This is a genomic window from Deltaproteobacteria bacterium HGW-Deltaproteobacteria-2 (assembly GCA_002840505.1).
Lineage (GTDB): Bacteria > Desulfobacterota > Syntrophia > Syntrophales > Smithellaceae > Smithella.
The window spans coordinates 205,823-227,899 of record PHBC01000002.1 but is presented as its reverse complement, the minus strand read 5'-3'; the positions used below and the strand labels follow the sequence as shown (position 1 = coordinate 227,899).

Annotated in this window: 19 protein-coding genes; 5 read left to right on the top strand and 14 right to left on the bottom strand. The window is 42.3% G+C overall.

Going from position 1 to position 22,077, the window contains the following annotated elements:
* Window position 1: 1 nt before the first annotated feature.
* The 5 genes from CVU62_05360 to CVU62_05340 are packed head-to-tail and all read left to right on the top strand — an operon-like array spanning window position 2 to window position 3,601.
* Complete coding sequence (locus tag CVU62_05360) at window positions 2-790, top strand: biotin--[acetyl-CoA-carboxylase] ligase (GenBank protein PKN38288.1); 789 nt, start codon at window positions 2-4, stop codon at window positions 788-790.
* Window positions 791-795: 5 nt separating this feature from the next.
* Window positions 796-1,578 carry a pantothenate kinase gene (locus tag CVU62_05355; GenBank protein PKN38287.1) on the top strand — a complete coding sequence of 261 codons (783 nt, stop codon included), beginning with the start codon at window positions 796-798 and terminating at the stop codon, window positions 1,576-1,578.
* Window positions 1,572-2,189, top strand: a complete 618-nt coding sequence (locus CVU62_05350) for a dephospho-CoA kinase (GenBank protein ID PKN38286.1) — start codon at window positions 1,572-1,574, stop codon at window positions 2,187-2,189. The genes CVU62_05355 and CVU62_05350 overlap by 7 nt, the downstream gene beginning before the upstream one ends.
* A 43-nt stretch (window positions 2,190-2,232) precedes the next feature.
* On the top strand, window positions 2,233-2,850 hold the full coding sequence (locus CVU62_05345) for a carbonic anhydrase (protein PKN38285.1): 618 nt from the start codon (window positions 2,233-2,235) through the stop codon (window positions 2,848-2,850).
* Between the two features lie 10 nt (window positions 2,851-2,860).
* Window positions 2,861-3,601 carry a molecular chaperone DnaJ gene (locus CVU62_05340; protein PKN38284.1) on the top strand — a complete coding sequence of 247 codons (741 nt, stop codon included), beginning with the start codon at window positions 2,861-2,863 and terminating at the stop codon, window positions 3,599-3,601.
* Between the two features lie 35 nt (window positions 3,602-3,636).
* Here CVU62_05340 and CVU62_05335 read toward each other — a convergent pair whose 3' ends face one another.
* From CVU62_05335 to CVU62_05270, 14 genes are all read right to left on the bottom strand, one after another.
* Window positions 3,637-5,052, bottom strand: coding sequence for a multidrug transporter (locus CVU62_05335; protein PKN38283.1), 1,416 nt, complete (start codon window positions 5,050-5,052; stop codon window positions 3,637-3,639).
* 1 nt (window position 5,053) lies between these two features.
* Window positions 5,054-8,227 carry a hydrophobe/amphiphile efflux-1 family RND transporter gene (locus CVU62_05330; protein PKN38282.1) on the bottom strand — a complete coding sequence of 1,058 codons (3,174 nt, stop codon included), beginning with the start codon at window positions 8,225-8,227 and terminating at the stop codon, window positions 5,054-5,056.
* A 12-nt stretch (window positions 8,228-8,239) separates the two neighbouring features.
* On the bottom strand, window positions 8,240-9,439 hold the full coding sequence (locus CVU62_05325; GenBank protein ID PKN38281.1) for an efflux transporter periplasmic adaptor subunit: 1,200 nt from the start codon (window positions 9,437-9,439) through the stop codon (window positions 8,240-8,242).
* Window positions 9,440-9,552: 113 nt separating this feature from the next.
* Window positions 9,553-10,140, bottom strand: a complete 588-nt coding sequence (locus tag CVU62_05320; GenBank protein ID PKN38280.1) for a TetR family transcriptional regulator — start codon at window positions 10,138-10,140, stop codon at window positions 9,553-9,555.
* Between the two features lie 89 nt (window positions 10,141-10,229).
* A complete protein-coding gene (locus CVU62_05315) occupies window positions 10,230-10,826 on the bottom strand; it encodes a molybdenum cofactor guanylyltransferase (GenBank protein PKN38279.1) in 597 nt (198 codons plus the stop codon).
* A gap of 26 nt (window positions 10,827-10,852) precedes the next feature.
* Window positions 10,853-15,121, bottom strand: a complete 4,269-nt coding sequence (locus CVU62_05310; protein PKN38278.1) for an activase — start codon at window positions 15,119-15,121, stop codon at window positions 10,853-10,855.
* A gap of 241 nt (window positions 15,122-15,362) precedes the next feature.
* A complete protein-coding gene (gene atpB / locus CVU62_05305) occupies window positions 15,363-16,016 on the bottom strand; it encodes an ATP synthase F0 subunit A (GenBank protein PKN38277.1) in 654 nt (217 codons plus the stop codon).
* Between the two features lie 3 nt (window positions 16,017-16,019).
* Window positions 16,020-16,418, bottom strand: a complete 399-nt coding sequence (locus CVU62_05300; protein PKN38276.1) for a hypothetical protein — start codon at window positions 16,416-16,418, stop codon at window positions 16,020-16,022.
* Window positions 16,378-16,662, bottom strand: a complete 285-nt coding sequence (locus CVU62_05295) for a F0F1 ATP synthase subunit (GenBank protein ID PKN38275.1) — start codon at window positions 16,660-16,662, stop codon at window positions 16,378-16,380. The genes CVU62_05300 and CVU62_05295 overlap by 41 nt, the downstream gene beginning before the upstream one ends.
* 59 nt (window positions 16,663-16,721) lie before the next feature.
* Entirely contained in the window at window positions 16,722-17,669 is a 948-nt protein-coding gene (locus tag CVU62_05290) for a GDP-fucose synthetase (GenBank protein ID PKN38569.1), read from the bottom strand.
* A 19-nt stretch (window positions 17,670-17,688) separates the two neighbouring features.
* Complete coding sequence (gene gmd / locus CVU62_05285; protein ID PKN38274.1) at window positions 17,689-18,720, bottom strand: GDP-mannose 4,6-dehydratase; 1,032 nt, start codon at window positions 18,718-18,720, stop codon at window positions 17,689-17,691.
* A gap of 27 nt (window positions 18,721-18,747) precedes the next feature.
* Window positions 18,748-20,067 (bottom strand): nucleotide sugar dehydrogenase, encoded by a 1,320-nt coding sequence (locus CVU62_05280; GenBank protein ID PKN38273.1) that lies wholly within the window; start codon window positions 20,065-20,067, stop codon window positions 18,748-18,750.
* A 78-nt stretch (window positions 20,068-20,145) separates the two neighbouring features.
* Window positions 20,146-21,423: a glutamate-1-semialdehyde-2,1-aminomutase gene (hemL, locus tag CVU62_05275; GenBank protein PKN38272.1), complete on the bottom strand. Its 1,278-nt coding sequence runs from the start codon at window positions 21,421-21,423 to the stop codon at window positions 20,146-20,148.
* Window positions 21,420-21,890 carry an Lrp/AsnC family transcriptional regulator gene (locus tag CVU62_05270; protein PKN38271.1) on the bottom strand — a complete coding sequence of 157 codons (471 nt, stop codon included), beginning with the start codon at window positions 21,888-21,890 and terminating at the stop codon, window positions 21,420-21,422. The genes hemL and CVU62_05270 overlap by 4 nt, the downstream gene beginning before the upstream one ends.
* Window positions 21,891-22,077: the final 187 nt, after the last annotated feature.

Below are 22,077 nucleotides of genomic sequence, written 5' to 3'. Positions count from 1 at the left end.
TATGGATTGGAATTCAGAAATATTAGAAAAAAGCCTTGCCGGGAAATTTTTCGGCCATAAGTTTTATTATTATCCTGCAACAGGTTCAACCAATGAGGATGCTTTCAGGTTAGGCATTGCCGGCGCACCCGAAGGAACAGTAGTTATCGCTGATAGTCAGACCAAGGGCAGAGGACGATTACAGAGATCATGGCATTCACCCTCAGGCAGTAACATTCATACGACAGTTATTTTACGGCCGCAGATGGATCCAGCCAGAGCGACGCAGATTTCTATATTAGCAGGTGTTGCCGTAGCCGAAGTACTGGAGAGATATTGTCCTGGTAGGGTCAAACTTAAATGGCCCAATGACGTTCTTATTAATGAAAAGAAGGTTTGCGGTATTTTATCCCAGGCGAAAGCTGATGTAAAAGAAGTTGATTTTATCGTATTGGGCATCGGCATTAATGTGAATATCAACTACAATCAATTCCCCCAGGAAATACAAAAATTAGCGACTTCTTTATCCATAGAAACCGGCAGGGGAATTAACCGTCTGGAATTGATAATTAGCCTGTATGAAAATCTGACAAAATGGTATAAACAACTGATCCAGGACGGGTTTGACCGGATCAAAGAAAAATGGTTGAGTTTGTCGATTATGACCGGTAAACCTGTTGAGGTAATTTTTCAGGAAGAGATTGTCAGCGGAGAGGCAACAGGTCTTGATGAGGATGGTTCCCTGATTCTTCTTGCCGGAGATAGAGAAATTAAAGTATCCGCGGGAGACGCAACAATAGTAAAGAGGTGATAGATATGCTTTTAGTCATTGATGTCGGCAACACGAATACAGTTTTGGGGCTTTTTGATGGAGATCGCTTAATCCACGACTGGCGTATTCGGACGGAAAGTGATCACACCGTTGACGAATATGGGGTCCTGATTACCAATCTTTATCAGTCCAGCCGGATGGCCGCTAAAGAAATCAAAGCAGTAACAGCCGTTATAATCTCCTGCGTTGTGCCGCCGATGCTCAATATTCTGGAACCATTGTGTCAGAAATATTTCAAAATCAAACCGATGATTGTGGGACCAGGCATTAAGACAGGGATGCCGATTTTTTACGATAATCCCAAAGAAGTGGGTGCAGACAGAATAGTTAATGCTGTTGCAGCTTATGACAAGTATCGTAAGGAATCAATTATTGTCGATTTTGGTACGGCGACGACTTTTGACTATATTTCTCCGAGGGGTGAATATATGGGAGGTTGCATAGCACCGGGAATAGTGATTTCCACTGAGGCGCTCTTTGCTCGTGCGTCCAAGTTGCCGCGTGTCGAATTCAGCAAGCCTAAAAATATCATTACCAAGGACACTGTTAGTGCCATTCAGGCGGGCATTATGTTCGGTTATGCGGGATTAGTGGACGGTATTGTTGAAAGGATGAAAGCGGAAGCAAAAACAAAACCGTTGGTGATCGCGACTGGAGGGCTGGCGCGAGTTGTAGCACAGGAAGCAAAGAGCATTGATAAAATAGAAGAGATGCTGACGTTGGAAGGTTTGCGTCTTATTTATAACCTCAATAAAAAAACATGTTAAACGTCGGACTAACAGGCGGCATCGCCTGCGGGAAATCTACCGTAGCTCAAATGTTTGTTGCTCTGGGCGCTCATTTAATTGATTTTGACAGGCTTGCTCACTACGTTCAGGAACCGGGAAAACCGGCTTATAAAGAAGTTATTAATCGTTTCGGTAAAGACATTCTTCAACCGGATAAAAAAATAGACCGCATAAAACTGGGGAACATCGTCTTTGCTGATAAAAAGAAACTCCTTGAGCTCAACAACATTGTTCATCCTTTAGTTTATCAAGAGTGGCATATTCGATTGGAGAAAATTAAAAAAAAAGAAAAGCATGCCATTATTCTTTCTGATGTTCCTCTTCTGTTTGAAGGGAAAATGCAACATTTGTTTGATCTCACCATGCTGGTTGTTATTGCTCCGGAAGAACAACTTTGTCGTTTAATAAGACGCAATAAAATGAGCAGAGAAGAGGCGGAAGAAAGATTGAAAAGCCAGATGCCGATTACAGAGAAGATTGCGCTGGCCGATATTGTAATTAATAATGAGGATAGCGTTTCTGAAACCGAAAAGAAAGTTAAGCAAACATGGCAGGAACTGTTGCGGCGGGAAAACAAAATTAAAACTTAGATCGATACGGTCTTAATCAAAATACAAGAAACGGAGGAAGAAAATGATCGAAAAAAATGTGAAAACTGATTTCAGCGCAAAAATATCAGAGCCGGTTATCGGTTCGAACACTTATGTCCATCCGCTGGCGGCAGTGATTGGCAACGTTATTCTGGGCAATAATGTAATGGTAGCGCCGACAGCTTGTGTGCGCGGTGACGAAGGCCAGCCTCTTTATGTCGGCAATGAAACCAATGTGCAGGATGGAGTTGTCATTCATGCTCTGGAGACGGAGTTGGACGGCAAATCTGTGGAAAAAAATCTAATGGAAGTTGACGGCAAAAAATACGCGGTTTATGTGGGCAACCGTGTTTCCCTGGCGCATCAGGTGCAGATTCACGGACCGGCCGTGGTGATGGATGACACCTTTGTCGGAATGAAGGTGCTTGTGTTTAAATCTTTTGTCGGGAATAATTGCGTTATCGAGCCCGGCGTTATTTTAATGGGAGTTAAAGTTGCTGATGGCCGCTTTGTGCCTGTTGGATCGGTCATTAAAACTCAGGCTGAGGCGGATGCTCTGCCCGTGATTACAGCCGATTATCCGCTAAAGGATATGAACAAGGGCGTGCTGCATGTGAATAAAGCGCTGGCAAAGGGATATCTGGCATCTGCCGAAAAATAATGTGAACAGGATGTTATTTTTAAAAGATGTAATTAAAAGTGAATTATCCGCTGCCGATGGAAAACAAAAAGGATGTCTTTCCTGCGGATCAACGAAAAATATTAATAACCGAAAATATTGTTCGATCAGATGCCGCCAGAATCTCAGACAGAAACTCAATATGAGGAGCGGTTTGCTGCAGGCTTTAAACACGCGTTATGCGACTTTTTATTTTTCTGACACAAAAATAAGTCTGGATATTGTTCCTCATGGGATTAAAGAAGTATTCCGTTACGAAAGTAAGCGCACAACCGGAAATAATCCGGCAGCAGATTTCAGTATTATGGCCAATGCGTTGGGAAACGCATGGTGGAAGGAGTCGAAACGGACAAACAAGAATTATCTGGCATCACAGCATGTTTTGAAGTTAGCAAAACGCTGCGCTATTTCGGAAGGGTTGCAGCGTCCCCGATTAATGAGGATACCCAATATAAGAGGAGAAGTCCTGGATTATCTGGAAATAAAAAAGGCCGATCTTCATTCGCGTGAATTAGGAAGAATTATAAAAAATGCTTACCGGCGGCAGGTAAAAATTCACCATCCGGATGCCGGCGGTCAGGCGGTTACTTTTCGTAAAATTCACGATGCTTATAAAGAACTTTTACGCTGGGCAGATAATCCCGTTTTTATAAGACGCCGAGGCTATTTAGACAAATGGTATTATGATGGCGAAAATCAAAAATGGGTGCAGCCTATACCAGTCAGGAAATAACAGTTTTATCCCGGGTAAGTCAGATGCAGTCAATATTAATTTTCTTTACCCCCGCCCAGTGTTTTATAAAGAATGATTTGATTGTTAATTTTAGTCAGCCGCAGGATTGTTAACACCTGTTTTGCGCCATAGAGTGAACGCTGGGCGTCCAGAACAGATAGGTAACTGTCAATCCCCTTGGTATAGCGTGAGTTAGCAAGACGATGGGTTTCTGCAACTGCGTCAACCAATGATTGTTGAGCAGAGAGACGCTGATCAACCATACTTTTTTCTGCAAGAGCGTCGGCAACTTCCCGAAAAGCCGTTTGGATGGCTTTTTCGTATTGGGCTACTGAGATTTCCTTTTCAACTTTTGTTACATCGTATGCCGACCAGGTACGGGCATCGAATATCGGCATAACGATCTGCGGAGCAAAAGTCCATGTGCCCTGGCCTGCTTTAAAAAGGCCTGATAGTTCAGTGCTGGCCGTTCCTATAGTAGTTGTCAAAGCAATGCGGGGGAAAAAGGCCGCACGGGCAGCGCCGATATTGGCGTTAGCGGCTTTAAGCTGATGTTCTGCAGCGAGAATGTCCGGCCGGCGCAAGAGCAGTTCGGATGATAGTCCGGGAGAAATATCCTTGGGTATACCAACGCTTATAAGATCCTGCGGCAGAAATTCCTGTGGAACTGTAGATCCGGTTAGAAGATTCAAAAAGTTTTCATCCTGAACTGTAAGTTGTTTGTAACGAGCGACGTCTCCTCTGGCTGTATCGACCTGGCTTTGTGCCCGCTTCAGATCTATTTCGGAAGCAATTCCTGCATCGCAACGTTTGCGGATTAATTTGTAAGAAGCTTCCTGAGTCTCCAATGTGGAAATTACCATATTTAAATTTTCCTTATCCGCGGCCAGGGTAAGATATGCCTGTGCAACAACTGATATCAGTGAGATTTGCGCGCCGCGGTGTGCCTCTTGAGTAGCCAAATATTGTTCCAGTGCCTTGTCTTTCAGACTGCGTATACGACCGAAGAAATCAATTTCCCAGGAACTGATACCCATATTGACACTATATTTTTCAGTAGTCATGGCGCTTCCGGTTGATGAAAGATCGCCAGGCATTCTTTCTTTATACATACTTCCCGCGGCATTAACCGATGGCAAAAGCTCGGCTCGCGAAATACCATAATACGCTCTTGCTCTTTCGACATTCAAGGCCGCTATTCGCAAGTCACGATTATTTTTCAAGGCCGTTTCTACGATTTTTTGCATTTTTTTATCGGTAATGAATTCACGCCATGAAAGCTCCGCTGCCGTTGGGGCGGCCGTGCCGGTTCTTGTGTCCTGATAAGCAGGACTTTTTGGCAACTGATCAGGAACGGGAGATGCAGGTCTTGTGTATTTAGGAGCGAGTGTGCATCCACCCAGGAGGAAGAATATTATAACAACCGGTAGGAGAACCAATTTTTCTTTCATATTATTTAACCTCGGATGAATTTGTTTTGTCTGTTACAACCGGTTTCTGCTTCTGCTTTCTGCCGAATAATTTTTCAATCAAAACATAAAAAAGAGGAACAAACACGACTACAAGTATAGTAGCCGTAAACATACCACCCAACACACTTGTGCCGATGGCGTTCTGGGCTCCTGCGCCGGCACCGGATGTCAAAACAAGAGGCAGAACTCCGAAACCAAAAGCTAAAGATGTCATAACGATGGGACGGAAGCGCAGTTTTACTCCCTGCAGAGTCGACTCTATAAGCCCCATCCCTTTTTCCACGCCTGATTTGGCAAACTGGACGATAAGAATCGCGTTTTTGGTGGTCAGACCCAGTGTTGTCAGAAGACCTATTTGAAAATATACGTCATTAGCCAGTCCTCTCATGCTTGAAGCGATAATACCACCGATGACACCCAGCGGAAGCACCAGAAGAACGGATATTGGTATGGTCCAGCTTTCATAAAGCGCGGCTAAGCAAAGAAAAATAACGAAAATTGAAAAAGCGTATAGAAGGGGAGCCTGCGTACTGGACATTCGTTCCTGATAAGAGAGTCCGGTCCAGTCAAAACCAAATCCCTTGGGGAGCTTTTCCACAGCTTCCTCCATGGCCTTCATCGCTTCTCCGGAGCTTTTCCCCGGTGCTGGTTCTCCCCATATGTTGATAGAAGGAAAACCGTTGAAGCGTGCAAGTTGTGGAGGACCGGAAGTCCAACGTCCGGTAGCAAATGAAGAGAAGGGGACCATTTTACCCTGCATATTGCGAACATAAAGTTTCTCCAGATTGTTGGGCAGCATCCTATAAGGAGCGTCAGCCTGAATGTAAACGCGTTTAATCCGGCCTCCCTGCATGAAGTCGTTGGCATAAGCACTGCCGAAAGAGGCGGAGATGGTTCTGTGAATGGATGAGATTGGTACGCCAAAAGCGCCGGCCTTCTCCCAGTCCACGTCGATGCGGTACTGTGGCACATCCATCATGCTGTTGGGACGCACCGAGCTAACCCGCGGGTCTTTGGACACAATACCTAAAAGCTGATATTGGGCATTCATCAGCGCCTGATGGCCCAATCCACCTCTGTCCAGTAGCTGGAAGTCAAAACCCTTAGCCATACCCAGTTCCGGAACAGCAGGAGGAGGAAAGGTAAAGATCATGGCGTTGCGGATGCCGGAAAGAGCGCCCATGGCGCGGCCGGCGACGGCTTTGGCAGTAAGATCTTTACGCTTGCGCAAATCCCAGTCTTTGAGTTTTATAAACACCATTCCATTATTTTGGGACCGACCGGAGAACCCGATACCGGAAATGGTCATGGTTGATGCCACTGCTTCTTTTTCATGCTCATTGAAATAAAGCTCTATTTTTTTTGATATCTCTTTGGTCTGCTCCAGCGTGGAGCCGGTAGGCATCATCACTTGAGCGAGCAAAATACCCTGATCTTCATCCGGCAGGTAAGCAGTCGGCATGCGCATAAAAAGTGCCCCCATGACTGCGGAGATTACAAGGAATATAATTATGTAACGTAATTTTCGGGATAAGGAGTGATCAACCAATCCCACACACCAATCTCTGATTTTAAAGAATACGCGGTCAAACCACAGGAAAAAAGGACGAAGAAAAACTATCGCGCTTTCCGCCGGTTCATGTCCTGCCTTGACAGGTTTGAGAAGAGATGCGCAGAGTACTGGTGTAAGAATCAAAGCCACAAAGACAGAAAGAAGCATGGCAGAAATGATGGTAACGGAAAACTGCCGGTAGATGACTCCGGTGGAACCGGGGAAAAATGCCATCGGTCCGAACACTGCCGAAAGAACCAATCCGATACCTATCAGAGCGCTTGTAATTTGTTCCATTGATTTTGCGGTAGCCTCTTTGGGATGGAGACCTTCCTCTGACATTATTCGTTCCACGTTTTCCACGACGACAATGGCATCATCAACCAGAAGACCAATGGCCAAAACCATGGCAAACATGGTCAGCATGTTGATGGAATAACCAAGAAGTCCAAGTATTCCGAATGTTCCAAGAATAACCACCGGAACCGCTATAGTGGGGATAAGAGTCGCTCTGATATTACCCAGAAAAAGCCACATAACCAGAAAGACAAGTAATATGGCTTCAAAAAGTGTTTTTACAACTTCACCGATCGCCACCCTGATAAATGGAGTAGTGTCATGCGGATAGATAATCTTTAAACCGGCGGGAAAGAAGCGGCTCATCTCCTCCAATTTCGCTTTGACGGCATCTGCAGTGTCCAGTGCATTGGCGCCGGCAGCCTGACGGATAGCAATTCCTCCGGCAGCTTTACCATTATATGCGACTTCGATGTCGTATATTTCGCTTCCCAGTTCCGAACGTCCAACATCTCTGAGACGCACAGAGGAACCGTCTGGATTAATGCGCACAGGGATGGCCGCAAACTCTTCGGGAGTTGAAAGCATGTTTTGGACAACGATGGAAGCATTCAAGCGCTGTCCTTTTACAGCCGGTGAACCGCCGAACTGACCGGCGGAAACTTCCACATTGTATGACTTAAGCGCAGCTATCACATCATCCACAGTGAGGTAATAAGCCGTTAATTTATCCGGATCAAGCCAAATACGCATAGAATAGCCACTACCGAAAACTTCCACTTCTCCCACACCGGGTACACGAGCGAGGACTTTTTCCAGATTGGATTTGGCAAAATCTCTCAGGTCCGTGCCGTCCATGCTGCCGTCTTCTGAAATCATGCCCACAATCATAAGATAGTTGCGGGTGGATTTAACTACCTGTACACCCTGGTTCTTTACGACATCGGGAAGGCTGGGCATGGCCGATTGAAGTTTGTTTTGGACTTGTGACCAGGCAAAATCAGGATCTGTTCCCGGAGCAAATGTAAGCTCGAGGCGCGAACCGCCTGCCGAATCGCTGGAGGAGGACATATATATCATGTTTTCCAGGCCGGTCATTTTCTGTTCGATCAGCTGGGTTACGCTGTTTTCCACAGTTTCAGCCGAAGATCCCGGATAGGAGGAGGCAATAGCGATCGAAGGCGGAGCCATCTGCGGATACTGGGAAATGGGCAGATTGTATATGGCAAGAGTTCCGGCAGCCATGATGATAATTGCAATGACCCACGCGAAGACCGGACGTTTGAGAAAAAATTTAGATAACATCAGCTGCCTCCATCATTTTGCTTTTACGGGAGAGACCGAGTTATTATTTTTAGTGCTGTTTTTTTCAACGTTTTCCCAAGGGACAGCTTTGACAGGTATTCCAGGCTTTACCTTTAGCAATCCCTCAACAATCACACGGTCGCCCGGTTCCAGGCCTGATGTAACCAGCCATTCACTACCTATGGCACGATCAAGAGTAAGCTGCTTCTGTTGCACAAATCCGCTTTTGTCTACGATTAACGTGACAGGATTCCCTTTGGGATCTCGTGACACTGCCTGTTGCGGAACCAGAACAGCCTTTTTGTGAATACCTTCCTGTACAACTGCGCGGACAAACATTCCCGGCATCAGAATATCCTTCGGATTGGGAAATACAATTCGTAAAATAACCGATCCTGTTGTGGGATCAACTGTTACATCGCGGAATTTGAGTTCTCCTTTTAAAGGGTATTCAGTTCCGTCGTCTAAAAGTAGTTTTACCTTTTGCTGATCTTTACCATTTTGATCCAGTTGACCTTCCTGTAGTTGACGACGCAAACGAAGGATATCTGCAGTGGACTGGGTTACATCTACATACATCGGATCCATTTTTTGAATGGTAGCTAAAGCTATTGGCTGATGAGCCGTGACCAGAGCACCCTTCGTGATGGTGGATCTGCCAATTCTGCCGGCAATTGGTGCCGTAATAGTAGTGTATTTAAGGTTAATGCGGGCAGTTTCTACAGTAGCCTTGCCATACTGGATGTCAGCCTGAACCTGTTTTAATGCGGCCGAAGCATCATCATAGTCCTGTTGGCTGACTGCTTTTTCGATCAGCAATTCCCGTAATCGATTTACCTTTAACTGGATGGCCGGTAAATTAGCCTCAGATCTGGCAAGCGCAGCCTTGGCGTTATCAAGAGCAGACCAATAAAGGGCAGGGTCAATCTTAAAGAGCATCTGGCCGGCTTTAACATTAGCACCTTCCGTAAATAAACGTTCTTGGATAATACCACTAATCTGGGGTCGAACTTCAGCGATTAAATTGGCAGATGTCCGACCAGTAAGTTCTGTTGTCGTCACAACAGGTTCCGTCTTTATAACAATAAAGGCGACTTCTGGTATGGGTGGAGGACCGCCTGTGTTCTGCTTTCCGCAACCGCTGACGATAAAGACCGCTGCAAAAATAATCGCAACAGTAACCGACCATCTTTTTATGTCATTCTTTTTCATTATATACCTCTGCAATTTATCTTTTTGAATTTAATTACTCATACTCGCTCTTGACTTGTTAAGACGAAAATAACTTTATTGAAAGAAAATATTTTTCATGTACCAAAGTCTTTTTAGATATTTGCACTATTTCTGATTCCATCCCAGCAGGCTTCAGTGGCTTGTTTGATCAGGTTTTCATCCAGATTCACAAAACCCAGAATATGGTCGCGCATCAGTGAGATCAAAGGGCCGAAAGCAAGAGAAAATAACGCGGCTTTCGGGAGCTCTTTGAGAACCTGCTGTTCAATTCCCTCCGCAAAAATATCCATCAGGATATCATGGTTTCCCGACCTGCCCAAAAGTCTGTCCCTGTGAAGAGATATACCGTATGGAGAGTTGAAGTACTGCTCCATGTAACGAAAATGAAGAGGATGTGCTATAAAGTACCGGAGAAGTTCCCTGATCAAATAGAGAAATCTTTCCTTAAGAGGTTGATCTTCAGAATACCCCTGGCGAAGAGATGCACTGATTTTAGCTTCCAGTTCCTGATGCAACTCTGTAATAAGGGCATCTTTGCTTTTGAAATAGCGATAAATAGTTCCAGCTCCCACACCGGCTTTTTTGGCAATCATGGACATGGGCACGCCATGAAAGCCATGTTCCGCAATAAGTTCCAGGGACGCTCGAACTATATCGTCATGCTTGTCTGTTTTTTCCATTGCTCAACTCTTAAACAGATCGGAGTGAATGTTCATTCCTCGCATAATCGTGATTACTTAGTCAAGAACTTTCTACTATAAAGATAAAGCTAGAAAGGTCCTTTTTGTTCCTTTTTTAAATCTTCCGGAGTGTTAATATTGAGGAAAAGGCGTCCGTCTTTATTAAATGGTTTAATGCTTTCTTCAGCAACAGGAAAAAGCCGTACTTCTTTGTAAAAGCCGGCAATTTTGAGTTTGTTCACACTTAACAGTTTATTTATGTGAGAAAGACAATTTTTAGAATAGATGGCGTGCAGAGGCTGAAACCCTTCAGGGAGTTGAGGAACTATAATATCATGTTTGTTATTCGCTTGTCCCGTTAGATAAATAATAAAATCTTCATTTAAAAAAGGCATGTCGCATGCAGCAACAAAAGAGTAATCATATGTAGCATAAAATAAACCGGTGTAAATTCCACCTAAAGCGCCTTTTTCTTTGTAAATATCGGTAACAATAATCGTATCAGAGAATTCTGTGTATGATAAGGGATCATTGGTAACAATAATTATTTCAGAAAATATATTTTGATAGATAGCTAAAATATTATCAATCAGGCGGATTCCATTAATTTCAAGAAAAGCTTTGTTGGTTCCCATGCGGGAATTCTTGCCGCCGGCTAAAATGATTCCAGTCATATCTTTTTTCATACTGAAGCTTTTATCCTTGCTGATTATTATTCTAGCATTGTTTTTGTATCTTCGTTAACTTTAAATCTCTGAACGTTGAGCATAAATATTTCCAGCTTGTTCAGGACATTGGGAGGCAAAAGATTACCATCAATTTCAATGGAGATAATAGGATATTTTTGTTCTCTGGCCCAGGGGGTCAGAACCCCTTCGATAACACGACCGATAAGACAGGCAAAAGGCGAAATATTTACTATCCCGGAATACCCGTCCATCATTGCCGTGGCAGCAACACCGCTGGATATGCTTATTTCTGAATAAAGCTCATGACTAACAAAATGCTTTCCGGTATTTTTCATAATCTCTTCCATATTATGCGGAGAATCCGGAATCAAGTGGGTTACAGCAAGTGTCTCGCGGATATTTTTTCCTACATTATGTTTGTAAGCCTGTTCGATATTCCATTTGATCAGATCCATAAACTCTTGTGAAAAAAAACGACGATACCAGGGAAGCAAATCAAGTCTTTTTTTAAGTTCATGACGCCGTACAAAATCGCAGTAGTAAAACCATTCTGCAACGCTGGATACCTTGCCGATAATTCCGCGTCTGCTCAGATGCTGAATTAATTCACCCACGGCAAAATCGTCGCGACGCACGTATATCTCTCCGACTATGAGCACCTTGGGACATTTCTCCATTTTGTTCTTTAAAGGGATATTGGCAACATCGTGGGATATTTCCTTTAAAACGGGAAGAATCTTAGTTACATCTCTTTCGGCTACGCTGATCATTTTGCGCCAAAGTTTATCGTAATCCGTGATCGCTTTTTCCGGATCAGCCGCGCAGGTTATTAAGGAAGTTTCCAAATCTTTCATATAATCGCCAATAAGAATTCCCCACCAGGTAAATTTGGAAAATTCAGGACCTAGCTCATTGTAGGAGTTGTCTGAGTCCAAGGAAAAGATAACAACATTTTCCAGCCGCAAATCTTTAAAAATATTTTCAAAGAAAACGGAATATTGGCCTGTACGGCATGGTCCTGATGTAGTAGGAACAAATAAAAGATAGATTTCGTCTTTGCGATATTTATCGGAGAAAAAATATTTGAGGGCGCTTCCCAGAACCAGATGCGAAGGCACACATTCCTTGCCGGACGCATGATTACGTGCCAATTGCAGGGTATTTATATCAGGAATGGGCATTGCTTCTGTATTAATTCCTGATGATCTGGCAATTGCCGCCATAAGTTCAGCGGATAGCCTGCCCATACTGGAGAGCAGAACTTTGACGCGCTGATTGTTTTTAATAGGAATCTTTTCTCCAGTAAGAATGTTTTTAATATGAATCTCTTCGCCACGTTTATTAACGAATCGCAGATTGTTGTCATATCTTTCTTCATGAATATCTTTAAATTTTGATCTGTATCCTTCGATAATATCCAGAAAAGCTTCAATGCGCGTATCAACGCCGGCATCGGCCGTGTGTGAGTCCAATTCTAGAATCAAGAAAGGTTTGGTGCCCATTATCCATTTCAGGTAATGCAGCAGGAAAGAATCAGGAGCGCATGAAAAATTGGAAATATAAGTTATATAAATATTATCTTCATTTTTTAAAAGTGCACTGGCTTTCATATCCTCCTGACCGTAATACCAGTACATGTTAGGATAAATTGATGCATCGGTAAAAGGGAGAATGTCAAAGGGAATAACTGAATAACCGCCGGTAGTATATTTTCTGGGAATGTCCATATTGGCATCTGTTGTAAAAGCATTGTAAGGACGGCCCAGAATAGCAATAACCGGTTTTTTAGCGCTTCGTGCTTCAGCCAGTGCTGTTTTCCCGAGATCGGCTGCCTTGGTAAAATATTCCATTTGCTTTCTATATGCGATGGTAAACGCTTTTTTGGAGTCATGTTCGTTAAAACCCAGTTTACAACCCATCTCAATAAATGATTCGCTGGCCTTTTCCACACCGTACATAAAACTGATCACTGGAGCCAAATATTTATCTTCTGGAATTTCTGGAAAAGCCTTCTTAATATAGTAAGGTAAACTTTGAGTGATAGGACAAAAATTTGCCGGATAATTCTTTTCATAACTTTTCATATCCTTGAAGTGGGGCAGAAAGATATAATCCAGATTTCGTTCGAATATATCCTGAACTGCCCCGTGAGCGATTTCCGCGGGAAAACAATAGGCGCTTTCCACTCGTGCTATTCCCTCAGTTGGTATATTCTTTGAGACAAAAATTTCGACTCCTAGAGAATGAAAGAACCAGGAGTAAAGAGGCCAAAGAGTGTAAATGGAAAAACAACGGGGAATACCAATGATGCATTCTTTTTTCTTGATAAAAGTATTGTAATCGGGAGCACATTCATTAAAGAGAAGGTTGTTGCGCTGTTCTATGTAGTCAGATACTTCAGCTTCATTAACGACTTTTTTCTTTCTGATATTGGCATATTTGTTACATCTGCCGCCGAACATATACTTATTATTATTAACTCTGAGCATGCGAATCGAGCAGAAATTATCGCAAGACTTACACTGAAACTCCTTTTCATAAATAATGTCGGTAGCAAGGATTTGATCAAGATTATAGGAAGTCTTGGTCAGAAAGCCTTCCTTTAATTTTTGCAGGGCCAGTAGGGCGACACCGAAACAACCCATGAGTTCGGGATCGGGAGGAACAATTATATTTTTATCGAGTAACATAGCAAAAGCCAAAGGCACCGCTTTATTTTTAGCTACGCCTCCCTGCAGGACGATATTGTTGCCGATGGTTCTGTTGCCGACGACTCTGTTGAGATAGTTGGAGACAATAGAAATGACTATTCCGGCTGTAATGTCTTCACGGGGGGCGCCTTGTTGAATGGCCTTGCGAACGTCAGAATTGATAAACGCCGAACAATGTTCGCCGAACTTAAGCGGTTCCTGTGCCAGAAGGGCTATATCGCCAATTTCCCAGGCATTAGCGATATTCAAATCACCCTGCGCCGATTCTTCTAAAAACGAGCCGGTTCCGGCGGAGCAGGCTTCGTTCATGGCATAGTCTATTGGAACTTTATTTTTTAGAAAAACATACTTGGCGTCTTGTCCGCCGATTTCGAATATTGTATCAATGTTGCGGTTGTAAAAAGTAGTTCCCACGGTATGAGCGATAATCTCATTATATACGGCTGGAGTTTCTAAGAACACTCCAAGAAGTTCTCGCGAAGATCCGGTTGTTGCGGCAATTGTTATATTGATTTTGCCATCATTACCGACATCTTTATTGATTTGTTGTTTCATCTCGGTCAGACAATTCTTTAACGACGTAACCGGATCGCCATATGTACGGCCATAGAAAGATGCTGTAATTTCATTTGTTTCTATATCAATTAAGCAGGCCTTGGTTGTAGTTGATCCTCCATCAACGCCCAGAATATATTCTTTTCCAGCTATAACTTTGGCTTTGGGGGAGGGAAGGTAGGTTACCTTGCCTTCTGCCGTCCGTAAGCTTTTAAATCGATTAAATTGAATTTTGTTGGGTAAAAAAAGATTACTTAGCGAATGTAATGTGCTTCCTGAATTTCTGGCCATAAGCGCGGCCCCGTAAGCCTCAAAATATGATGCCTGATCAGGAATTATGAATTTTATTTCCGGCATACGCTCACGGATAAAGTGAACTATATACTGATTTTGTGTAACACCGCCGACAAGAAGTACCTTGCCCCTCGTTATTTTTGCCCGCTTGACAAAGTCAACCACTTTAGTGGCCATCACATCGGACAATGACAGAACAATATCACCCTTATCAGCTTCGCCTTTATTCAGGCGATGGGTGCAGTCACTTTTCATAAAAACGGAACACCGTGAAGAAAGCTTCAACACTCGTCTCTGTTCCGAGATGGAATTAATATCATTGAGGCTCATATTCATTCGAGCAAGCTGCTGTTTAAAAAATTCGCCGGTGCCCGAAGCGCATTTGTTTCCTGAAAAGCTCTTTATTATCTTGTTATTTTTTCCGATGGTATAAACAACGAAATCTTCGCCGCCAAGGGAGACTATCGCATCAACTTTATAGTGAAGGTGTTGGAGAGCTTCCTCAATACAAAGAGGTTCAATAACGCTGTTAACATTTAAAAGGTGTCTGCCTTCAGTGCCCGTAGCCAGAACGGCGATATCCCTTGGTATATTATGGGACGATAAAATATTTTCGAGAGAATGAAGAAAGTCACCTTCGTGAGGTTCTACTTCACTCCATGAAATATTATTCTCCTCCAGCATGCTGACTTTAACACTGGAGGAACCTATGTTTATACCTAAGCTATACATATAAAATCCGAATGCTGTTAAGATAAATAATAATTTTTACAATTTATAAATATTACTATTAAAGTCTATCGTCAAGAGTAAGATGATGCTCAAAAAATATGTTTCGATGAATTTAAACTTAAAATATTGTGTTAAAGTTTTATTAAAAGGAAATGCTTAATCGATAAAAGAATAACCGCAGCAAGAAATCTTAATTAATATTTCTTGCTGCGGTCTAGATGGTAGATTTATTATTGTAATATTAATGACCTTCTTCCATGGCCCCGGCGATATACATCATAGCCAAGAGCATAAAAACAAGCGTCTGGACTAAAGACGTAAAAATCATCAACACAAAAACAGGTAGTGGAACAAAATACGGAACAAGGAAAAGAACAACCAGCAGAACGATGTCTTCACCTTTGATATTACCGAATAATCGGAAAGTCAAAGAGAGAGGTCGTGACAAATGGCTTATAATTTCAATCGGCAGCATAAGAGGTATAAGCCACCAGACTGGTCCGCAAAATTGCTTAAAGTATTTAAATCCATGTTCCTTAACTCCAACAACATGCGTGGAGAAAAAAACAATCAGAGCCATGGCAAGGTTGGTGTTAATGTTTGCCGTGGGAGATTCAAAGCCGGGGACAATGCCTATAAGATTAGAGGCAAGAATAAATAGTCCCAGGGTCGCAATCAAAGGAAAAAATTTTCTTCCGTTATGTCCCATTATTTCATTAAGCAGAGAATCAAATCCTCCGATAATCACTTCCATTACATTTTGGAACTTGCCGGGATAAACTGCCAAACTTCTTGTGGCCAGTAAAGAAAGCGTAGCCAAAAGGATCCCGACAAACAATGCATACATGACTTGTTCAGGAACATAATGATTTTCTAGGAAAAGCAGTGGATGCATATTCTACTTAATAACCTCCTCAATTAATTTTTTTTTTGCCATAGTGGTGATCAGCGTAATGATAATGTTGATTACTACCACGGAAAGTCCAATAAGTAATCCAATAACATTTACCGTGTCATTGGCAATCAGGAAATATAAAACAACAGCGGTCAGCGCCAGACGAATGTAATATTTAACCATTACAGGAGCTTTTACATTTTTAGAAGTGTTGCTGAAAAGGTCGCGCAAACCGCGTTCCATCCAGAAGAAATTGATAATGCTGATGAATCCGCCCAGAAGTATGCCCAAGGCAAACTTAAAAGGAGTTAAAATTAATGCAGGAATAAAAAGAATAGCCAGAAGAATCCAGTTGACAAATTCAATCTTTTTTTGGAGCGGGTCTTTGACGATGAGGTTCACTTTTTAAACTCTTTATTATCGGTTCTTCATCCGTAAAATTTTTTTTAATCAAAACGTATATGTTTCGAAAACCGGCCGCAATTCCTATCATCATAAAAACAACTGTGAAAACATGACCGGAATCGAATTTACGATCTAAATAACTTCCCAGTAAAAGGCAACCAAAAATAGCCAAGACCATGGCTATACCTATGCTACTGGCTAATGCCATTTGCATAGCATACTTTTGGAGGTCTTTATCCATTTTACGGAGCGCTCCTTAACATGAATTAGACTGCAAGTCAATAAAAATATGACCGGCGTTCATTTTTTCAATAGATGGCGGTTTTCACTATACCATTTAATTGTTTTCATTAGTCCTGTATTAAGGTCAGTGCTCGCCTTAAATCCAAATTCTTTCAATGCCTTGGAAGTATCCAATAAGCGTTTGGGCTGACCATCCGGTTTGGATTTATCCCAAACAATATTTCCTGTAAAACCGGTTAATTTCACAATAAGATTTGTCAGTTCTTTAATGGATATTTCAGAGCCGGTACCGATATTAACAGGTTCACTTTTATTGTACGACAAAGCGGCCAGATAAATGGCTTGGGCCGCATCTTCCACATAAAAAAATTCACGGGTGGCCAAACCTGTTCCCCAGACTTCTATTTTATCATCATGGGCATCGATTGCATCAAAACATTTTTTAATTAAAGCGGGGATAACATGGGATGAACTGGAATCGAAATTATCTCCCGGGCCATAAAGGTTTACCGGAAGTAAAAAGATAGAATTGAAACCATATTGCCGGCGGTAAGCTTGCGATTGTACCAGCATCATTTTCTTGGCTAATCCATAAGGAGCATTGGTTTCTTCCGGATAGCCATTCCAGATATCTTCTTCTTTAAACGGCACGGATGTAAATTTAGGATAGGCACAAATTGTTCCCAAAGCGACAAATTTTTCAATATTACGGAGATAGGCTTCATGAAGTAATTGCGCGCCCATGATTAAATTATCGTAAAAAAGTTCGGCTGGTTTTTCCTGATTAAAACCTATACCGCCAACCTTGGCGGCAAGATGAATAACTATTTGGGGGTTAGTTTCTTCATACATCCGGCGAATATCGGTGATATTGGTCAGATTGTATTCGGGAAGATCAGCAATTTTAATATTAATGCAACCGTGATCTTTTAATTTCTTTAATAAGTGGTGTCCCAAAAATCCTTTGCCGCCGGTAACGGTTATACGTTTATTTTTTAGCAAGATTAATTCCTCTTTGTTTAAATTAAGCAGGATGTCGGTTGTTGGTGCAGGAAAAACCTGCATCCAATAAAGTTTTTTCTTTTTTTGCCAGTTCCATGTCGTTTGCGACCATCATATCAATAAGGCCATCAAAGGTGACCTTCGGTTTCCAACTTAGCATTTTTTTCGCTTTGGATGCGTCTCCCAGTAAGACATCAACTTCTGTAGGACGAAAATAGCGTGGATCAATGAAAACATATTTTTCATAATCCAAGTCAAGCTTGCTAAAAACTTTTTGTGTAAATTCACGAACCGAATGAGTTTCGCCGGTGGCAATTACAAAATCATCCGGTTTATCCTCTTGTAGCATAAGCCACATGGCTTCTACAAAATCTCCTGCAAAACCCCAGTCTCTCTTTGCGTCCAGATTACCGAGATAAAGCTTCTCTTTTAATCCTAATTTAATTTGCGTAGCTGCACGCGTTATCTTTCGAGTTACGAATGTTTCTCCCCGACGCGGTGATTCGTGATTGAAAAGAATACCATTAGTAGCGAAAAGTCCGTATGCATCGCGATAGTTTTGCACAATATGATATGCATAAACTTTAGCAGCAGCATAGGGACTGCGAGGCTGAAAGATGGTTTTTTCATTTTGCGGCGGTGTTGCCGCCCCAAACATTTCACTTGATGATGCCTGATAAAATTTAGCTTTAATTCCGATTTTGCGTATTGCCTCTAAAATCCTCAAAGTTCCTAATCCCGTGACGTCACCGGTGTATTCAGGCATATCAAAACTTACGCGCACATGACTTTGGGCTCCCAAATGGTAAATTTCGGAAGGTTGAATGGAGTGAAGTAGATCCATTAATTGACCGGAAACGCTCAAATCGCCATAGTGAAGGAATAATTTTGTATCCGGTGTATGGAAATCACGATAAAGGTGATTGATGCGTTCGGTATTGAAAGAGCTCGAACGGCGAATCAAACCGTGAACTTCATAGCCTTTATTTAGTAAAAACTCCGTTAAATAAGAACCGTCCTGCCCGGTAATACCGGTAATGAAAGCTTTTTTCATTTCATATCCTTAAGAAGATTAAGTTTGTTATAAGCGCCAGTAATTAATTCCTGATGATCTTGCCTTTTCCGGTTCAAATATAGCCTTGATATCGAGTAAAATAGGAAAGTTTTTACGACAAAGTCCGGCAATACGGGAAAGCCCTATTTCTTTGTAATTGTTATGTGCCACAGCCAGAACAACAGCATCAACATTTTTAATCTTTCTCAGCGAAGTGAGCTCAATGTTATAATGTTGACGAGCTTCATCAGGGTCAGCCAGAGGATCGTGAACTAAAACCTCTACGCCGTAATCATTTAATTCCTTTATTATGTCGATAACCCGCGTGTTACGCAAATCAGGCACGTTTTCTTTAAATGATAGTCCCAAAACAGCTACGCGTGCTTTATTTACCTGAATATCGGATGCAATCATCATCTTAATTGCTTTTTGGGCCACATATTTGCCCATATTGTCGTTGATTCTGCGTCCGGCTAGAATGACTTCCGGACGATAGCCGATACTTTCCGCTTTATAGGTCAGGTAATATGGATCAACTCCGATGCAATGACCGCCGACAAGGCCGGGGCGGAAGGAAAGAAAATTCCATTTTGTTCCGGCTGCCTCTAAAACTTCAAGTGTGTCTATTCCCATTCGATTAAAGATAATGGCCAGTTCGTTCATCAGCGCTATGTTAATATCACGTTGCGTATTTTCAATAACTTTTGCCGCTTCGGCAACCTTTATTGACGAGACACGATGCAGATTGACTTTGACAACAGCGCTATAGATGCCTTCCAGTAAATTCAATGTGGCTGCGTCAGAGGCAGAGATAATCTTTGTGGTGTTGCTAATGGTGTGGATTTTATCACCGGGATTGATACGCTCCGGGGAATAGCCTACCGTAAAATCTCTGCCAAATTTCAATTTGGATTCTCTCTCCAGTATCGGAACGCAAATATCTTCAGTTACACCCGGATATACTGTAGATTCGTAAACCACACAGGAACCGGAGGACATTTGCCTTCCGATGATAGCCGATGCATTTTCGATCGCGCCGAGGTCGGGAACATGAAAATGATCAACCGGTGTCGGAACAGCAACGATAAAAAGCTTACTTGAGGAAAGATCGGATTGTCTTGACGTAAAAATAATTTTTGATTTTTTTAATTCGGTATCGGACAACTCCATCGTACGGTCGTGACTCTTTTTTAATTCCAAAACTATTTCTTCATTAATATCAAATCCGATAACTTTGAAATGTCGCGATAAATGCGCCGCCAAGGGCAATCCCACATATCCAAGACCGATGACAGCGATTTTGTTTTTACCCGCGAAAAAAGTCTGGGCGGTTAAAGTTTGTTTCATAACTGATTCCTTATAAGAATGTTTTTGGAAATTTTAAAAAACTATTACAAAATCGACAGACAGTTGTCAATGAACTGTTCATAGATTCCTTAATGTTTTGGAACAGCCATCAATCGTCTTTTCTATATCTTTCTGCGTATGAGCGAAAGAAAGAAATCCTGACTCAAATTGAGATGGCGCCAACCAGATGCTGTTTTTCAGCATGCCATGGAAAAAACGGGCAAACATTGCTGTATCTGATTTTTGAGCAGTGTTAAAATCGTAAACAGGACCATGATGGAAGAAGATAGTAAACATAGAATGAACTCTGTTTATACAAACGTCAATGCCTTTGGCCGTAAACAGGCGTTGTATCTCCTGACAAAGAATGTTGGTTTTTTCATCCAATAAAGAGTATTTTTTCGTTTTAAGGATGTTTAACGTAGCTAAACCGGCGCTCATGGCCAAAGGATTTCCGGAAAGAGTTCCGGCTTGATAAATATCTCCAAGGGGGGCAAGTTTTTCCATGATTTCTTTTTTCCCGCCAACGGCGCCGACGGGCATTCCTCCGCCGATGATTTTACCCAGGCAAGTCAGGTCCGGTTTAACATCTGTTAAATTCTGATAACCGCCGAAGGTAAAGCGAAAGCCGGTGATGACTTCGTCAAAGATTAAAACTATGCCGTATTTTGCTGTAAGCTTTCTAAGTTTATCCAGGAATCCATTCCGCGGTGGAACAACACCCATGTTGCCCGCCACAGGTTCAACGACTATTGCCGCGAGCCGCGAGCCATAGGTCTCTATTGCTTTTTGAAGTGTACCAACATCATTGTACGGTAAACTTAGCGTCAATCTGGCGAGGTCTACCGGAATTCCCGGAGAACCGGGAATTCCGAAAGTTGCCACACCTGATCCGGCTTTAATCAAAAGTGAGTCACTATGTCCGTGGTAACAGCCGTCAAATTTGGCGATAATATTCCGGCCGGTAAAGCCACGCGCCAGACGGATTGCGGTCATAGTTGCTTCAGTACCGGAGGAGGTCATACGTATAAGTTCCATCGAGGGAATGGCCTCGGAAATTAATTTTGCCATTTGCGTTTCTGCGGGAGTCGGAGCGCCGAAACTGGTTCCCTTTTTGGCTTTGTTACAAACAGCTGTGGTTACTTTCGAATGGGCGTGTCCCAGAATCATCGGCCCCCAGGAAAGAACATAATCAATATATTCTTTACCCGATACGTCAAAAATTTTGCTGCCTTTTGCATGGCTTACAAAAATAGGTCTGCCGCCCACCGATTTCCAGGCTCGAACCGGAGAATTAACTCCGCCGGGGATTACCTTACATGCCTGGGGAAAATAATTTGATCTGTTTTTACTCACGAGAAGTACTCCGGAGATTTTTTTTTGTATTCCTTAATGCTTTCCAATATTAGATATTCATCAATGCCTGTTGCAACTGCCATATCACGGATTAGCGGTAAAATGTTTTCATCCCTAAAATGAAGCATAGTAAAAAGGTTATATTTTCCTTTGAAGGCTGGATTTCTTTCATAACAATGAGAGACAAAGCTATAGGAGGATAAAATATTACCGGATTGTTCTACCTGCCCAGGAGGTATTGACCATACTACTAATGCGTTTTTTGCGTATCCTGCCTTTTGATGACGAAGCAGGGCACCGAACCTGCGAATGATATTTTCATTCAAAAGTTCTTTTGTAATATTCAGGACTTCTTGGCCGCTTAATCCGCAAGATTCACCTGTTTCATCAAATGGGTATTTAACCACGGCCATATCTTTTTGGATCAAACGTGCAACTTTAATTTGTTTTTCTGTCAGTTTTTCCATTTAATAAAGTTTATCCTGCCTGAGAAATAAAATCAAGATGCCTGTTGTATGTGGAAATTTTTCTTGACAATTCCCTCTTGCATCGTTAGAAGTAAACAACTCAAAGTCCAAAAGGCTTTAATAAAAAAGGAGGTGGATAATAAATAATTAAGCAAGAGGTTTTTGAGTATTAATTAAACAAGGAGAT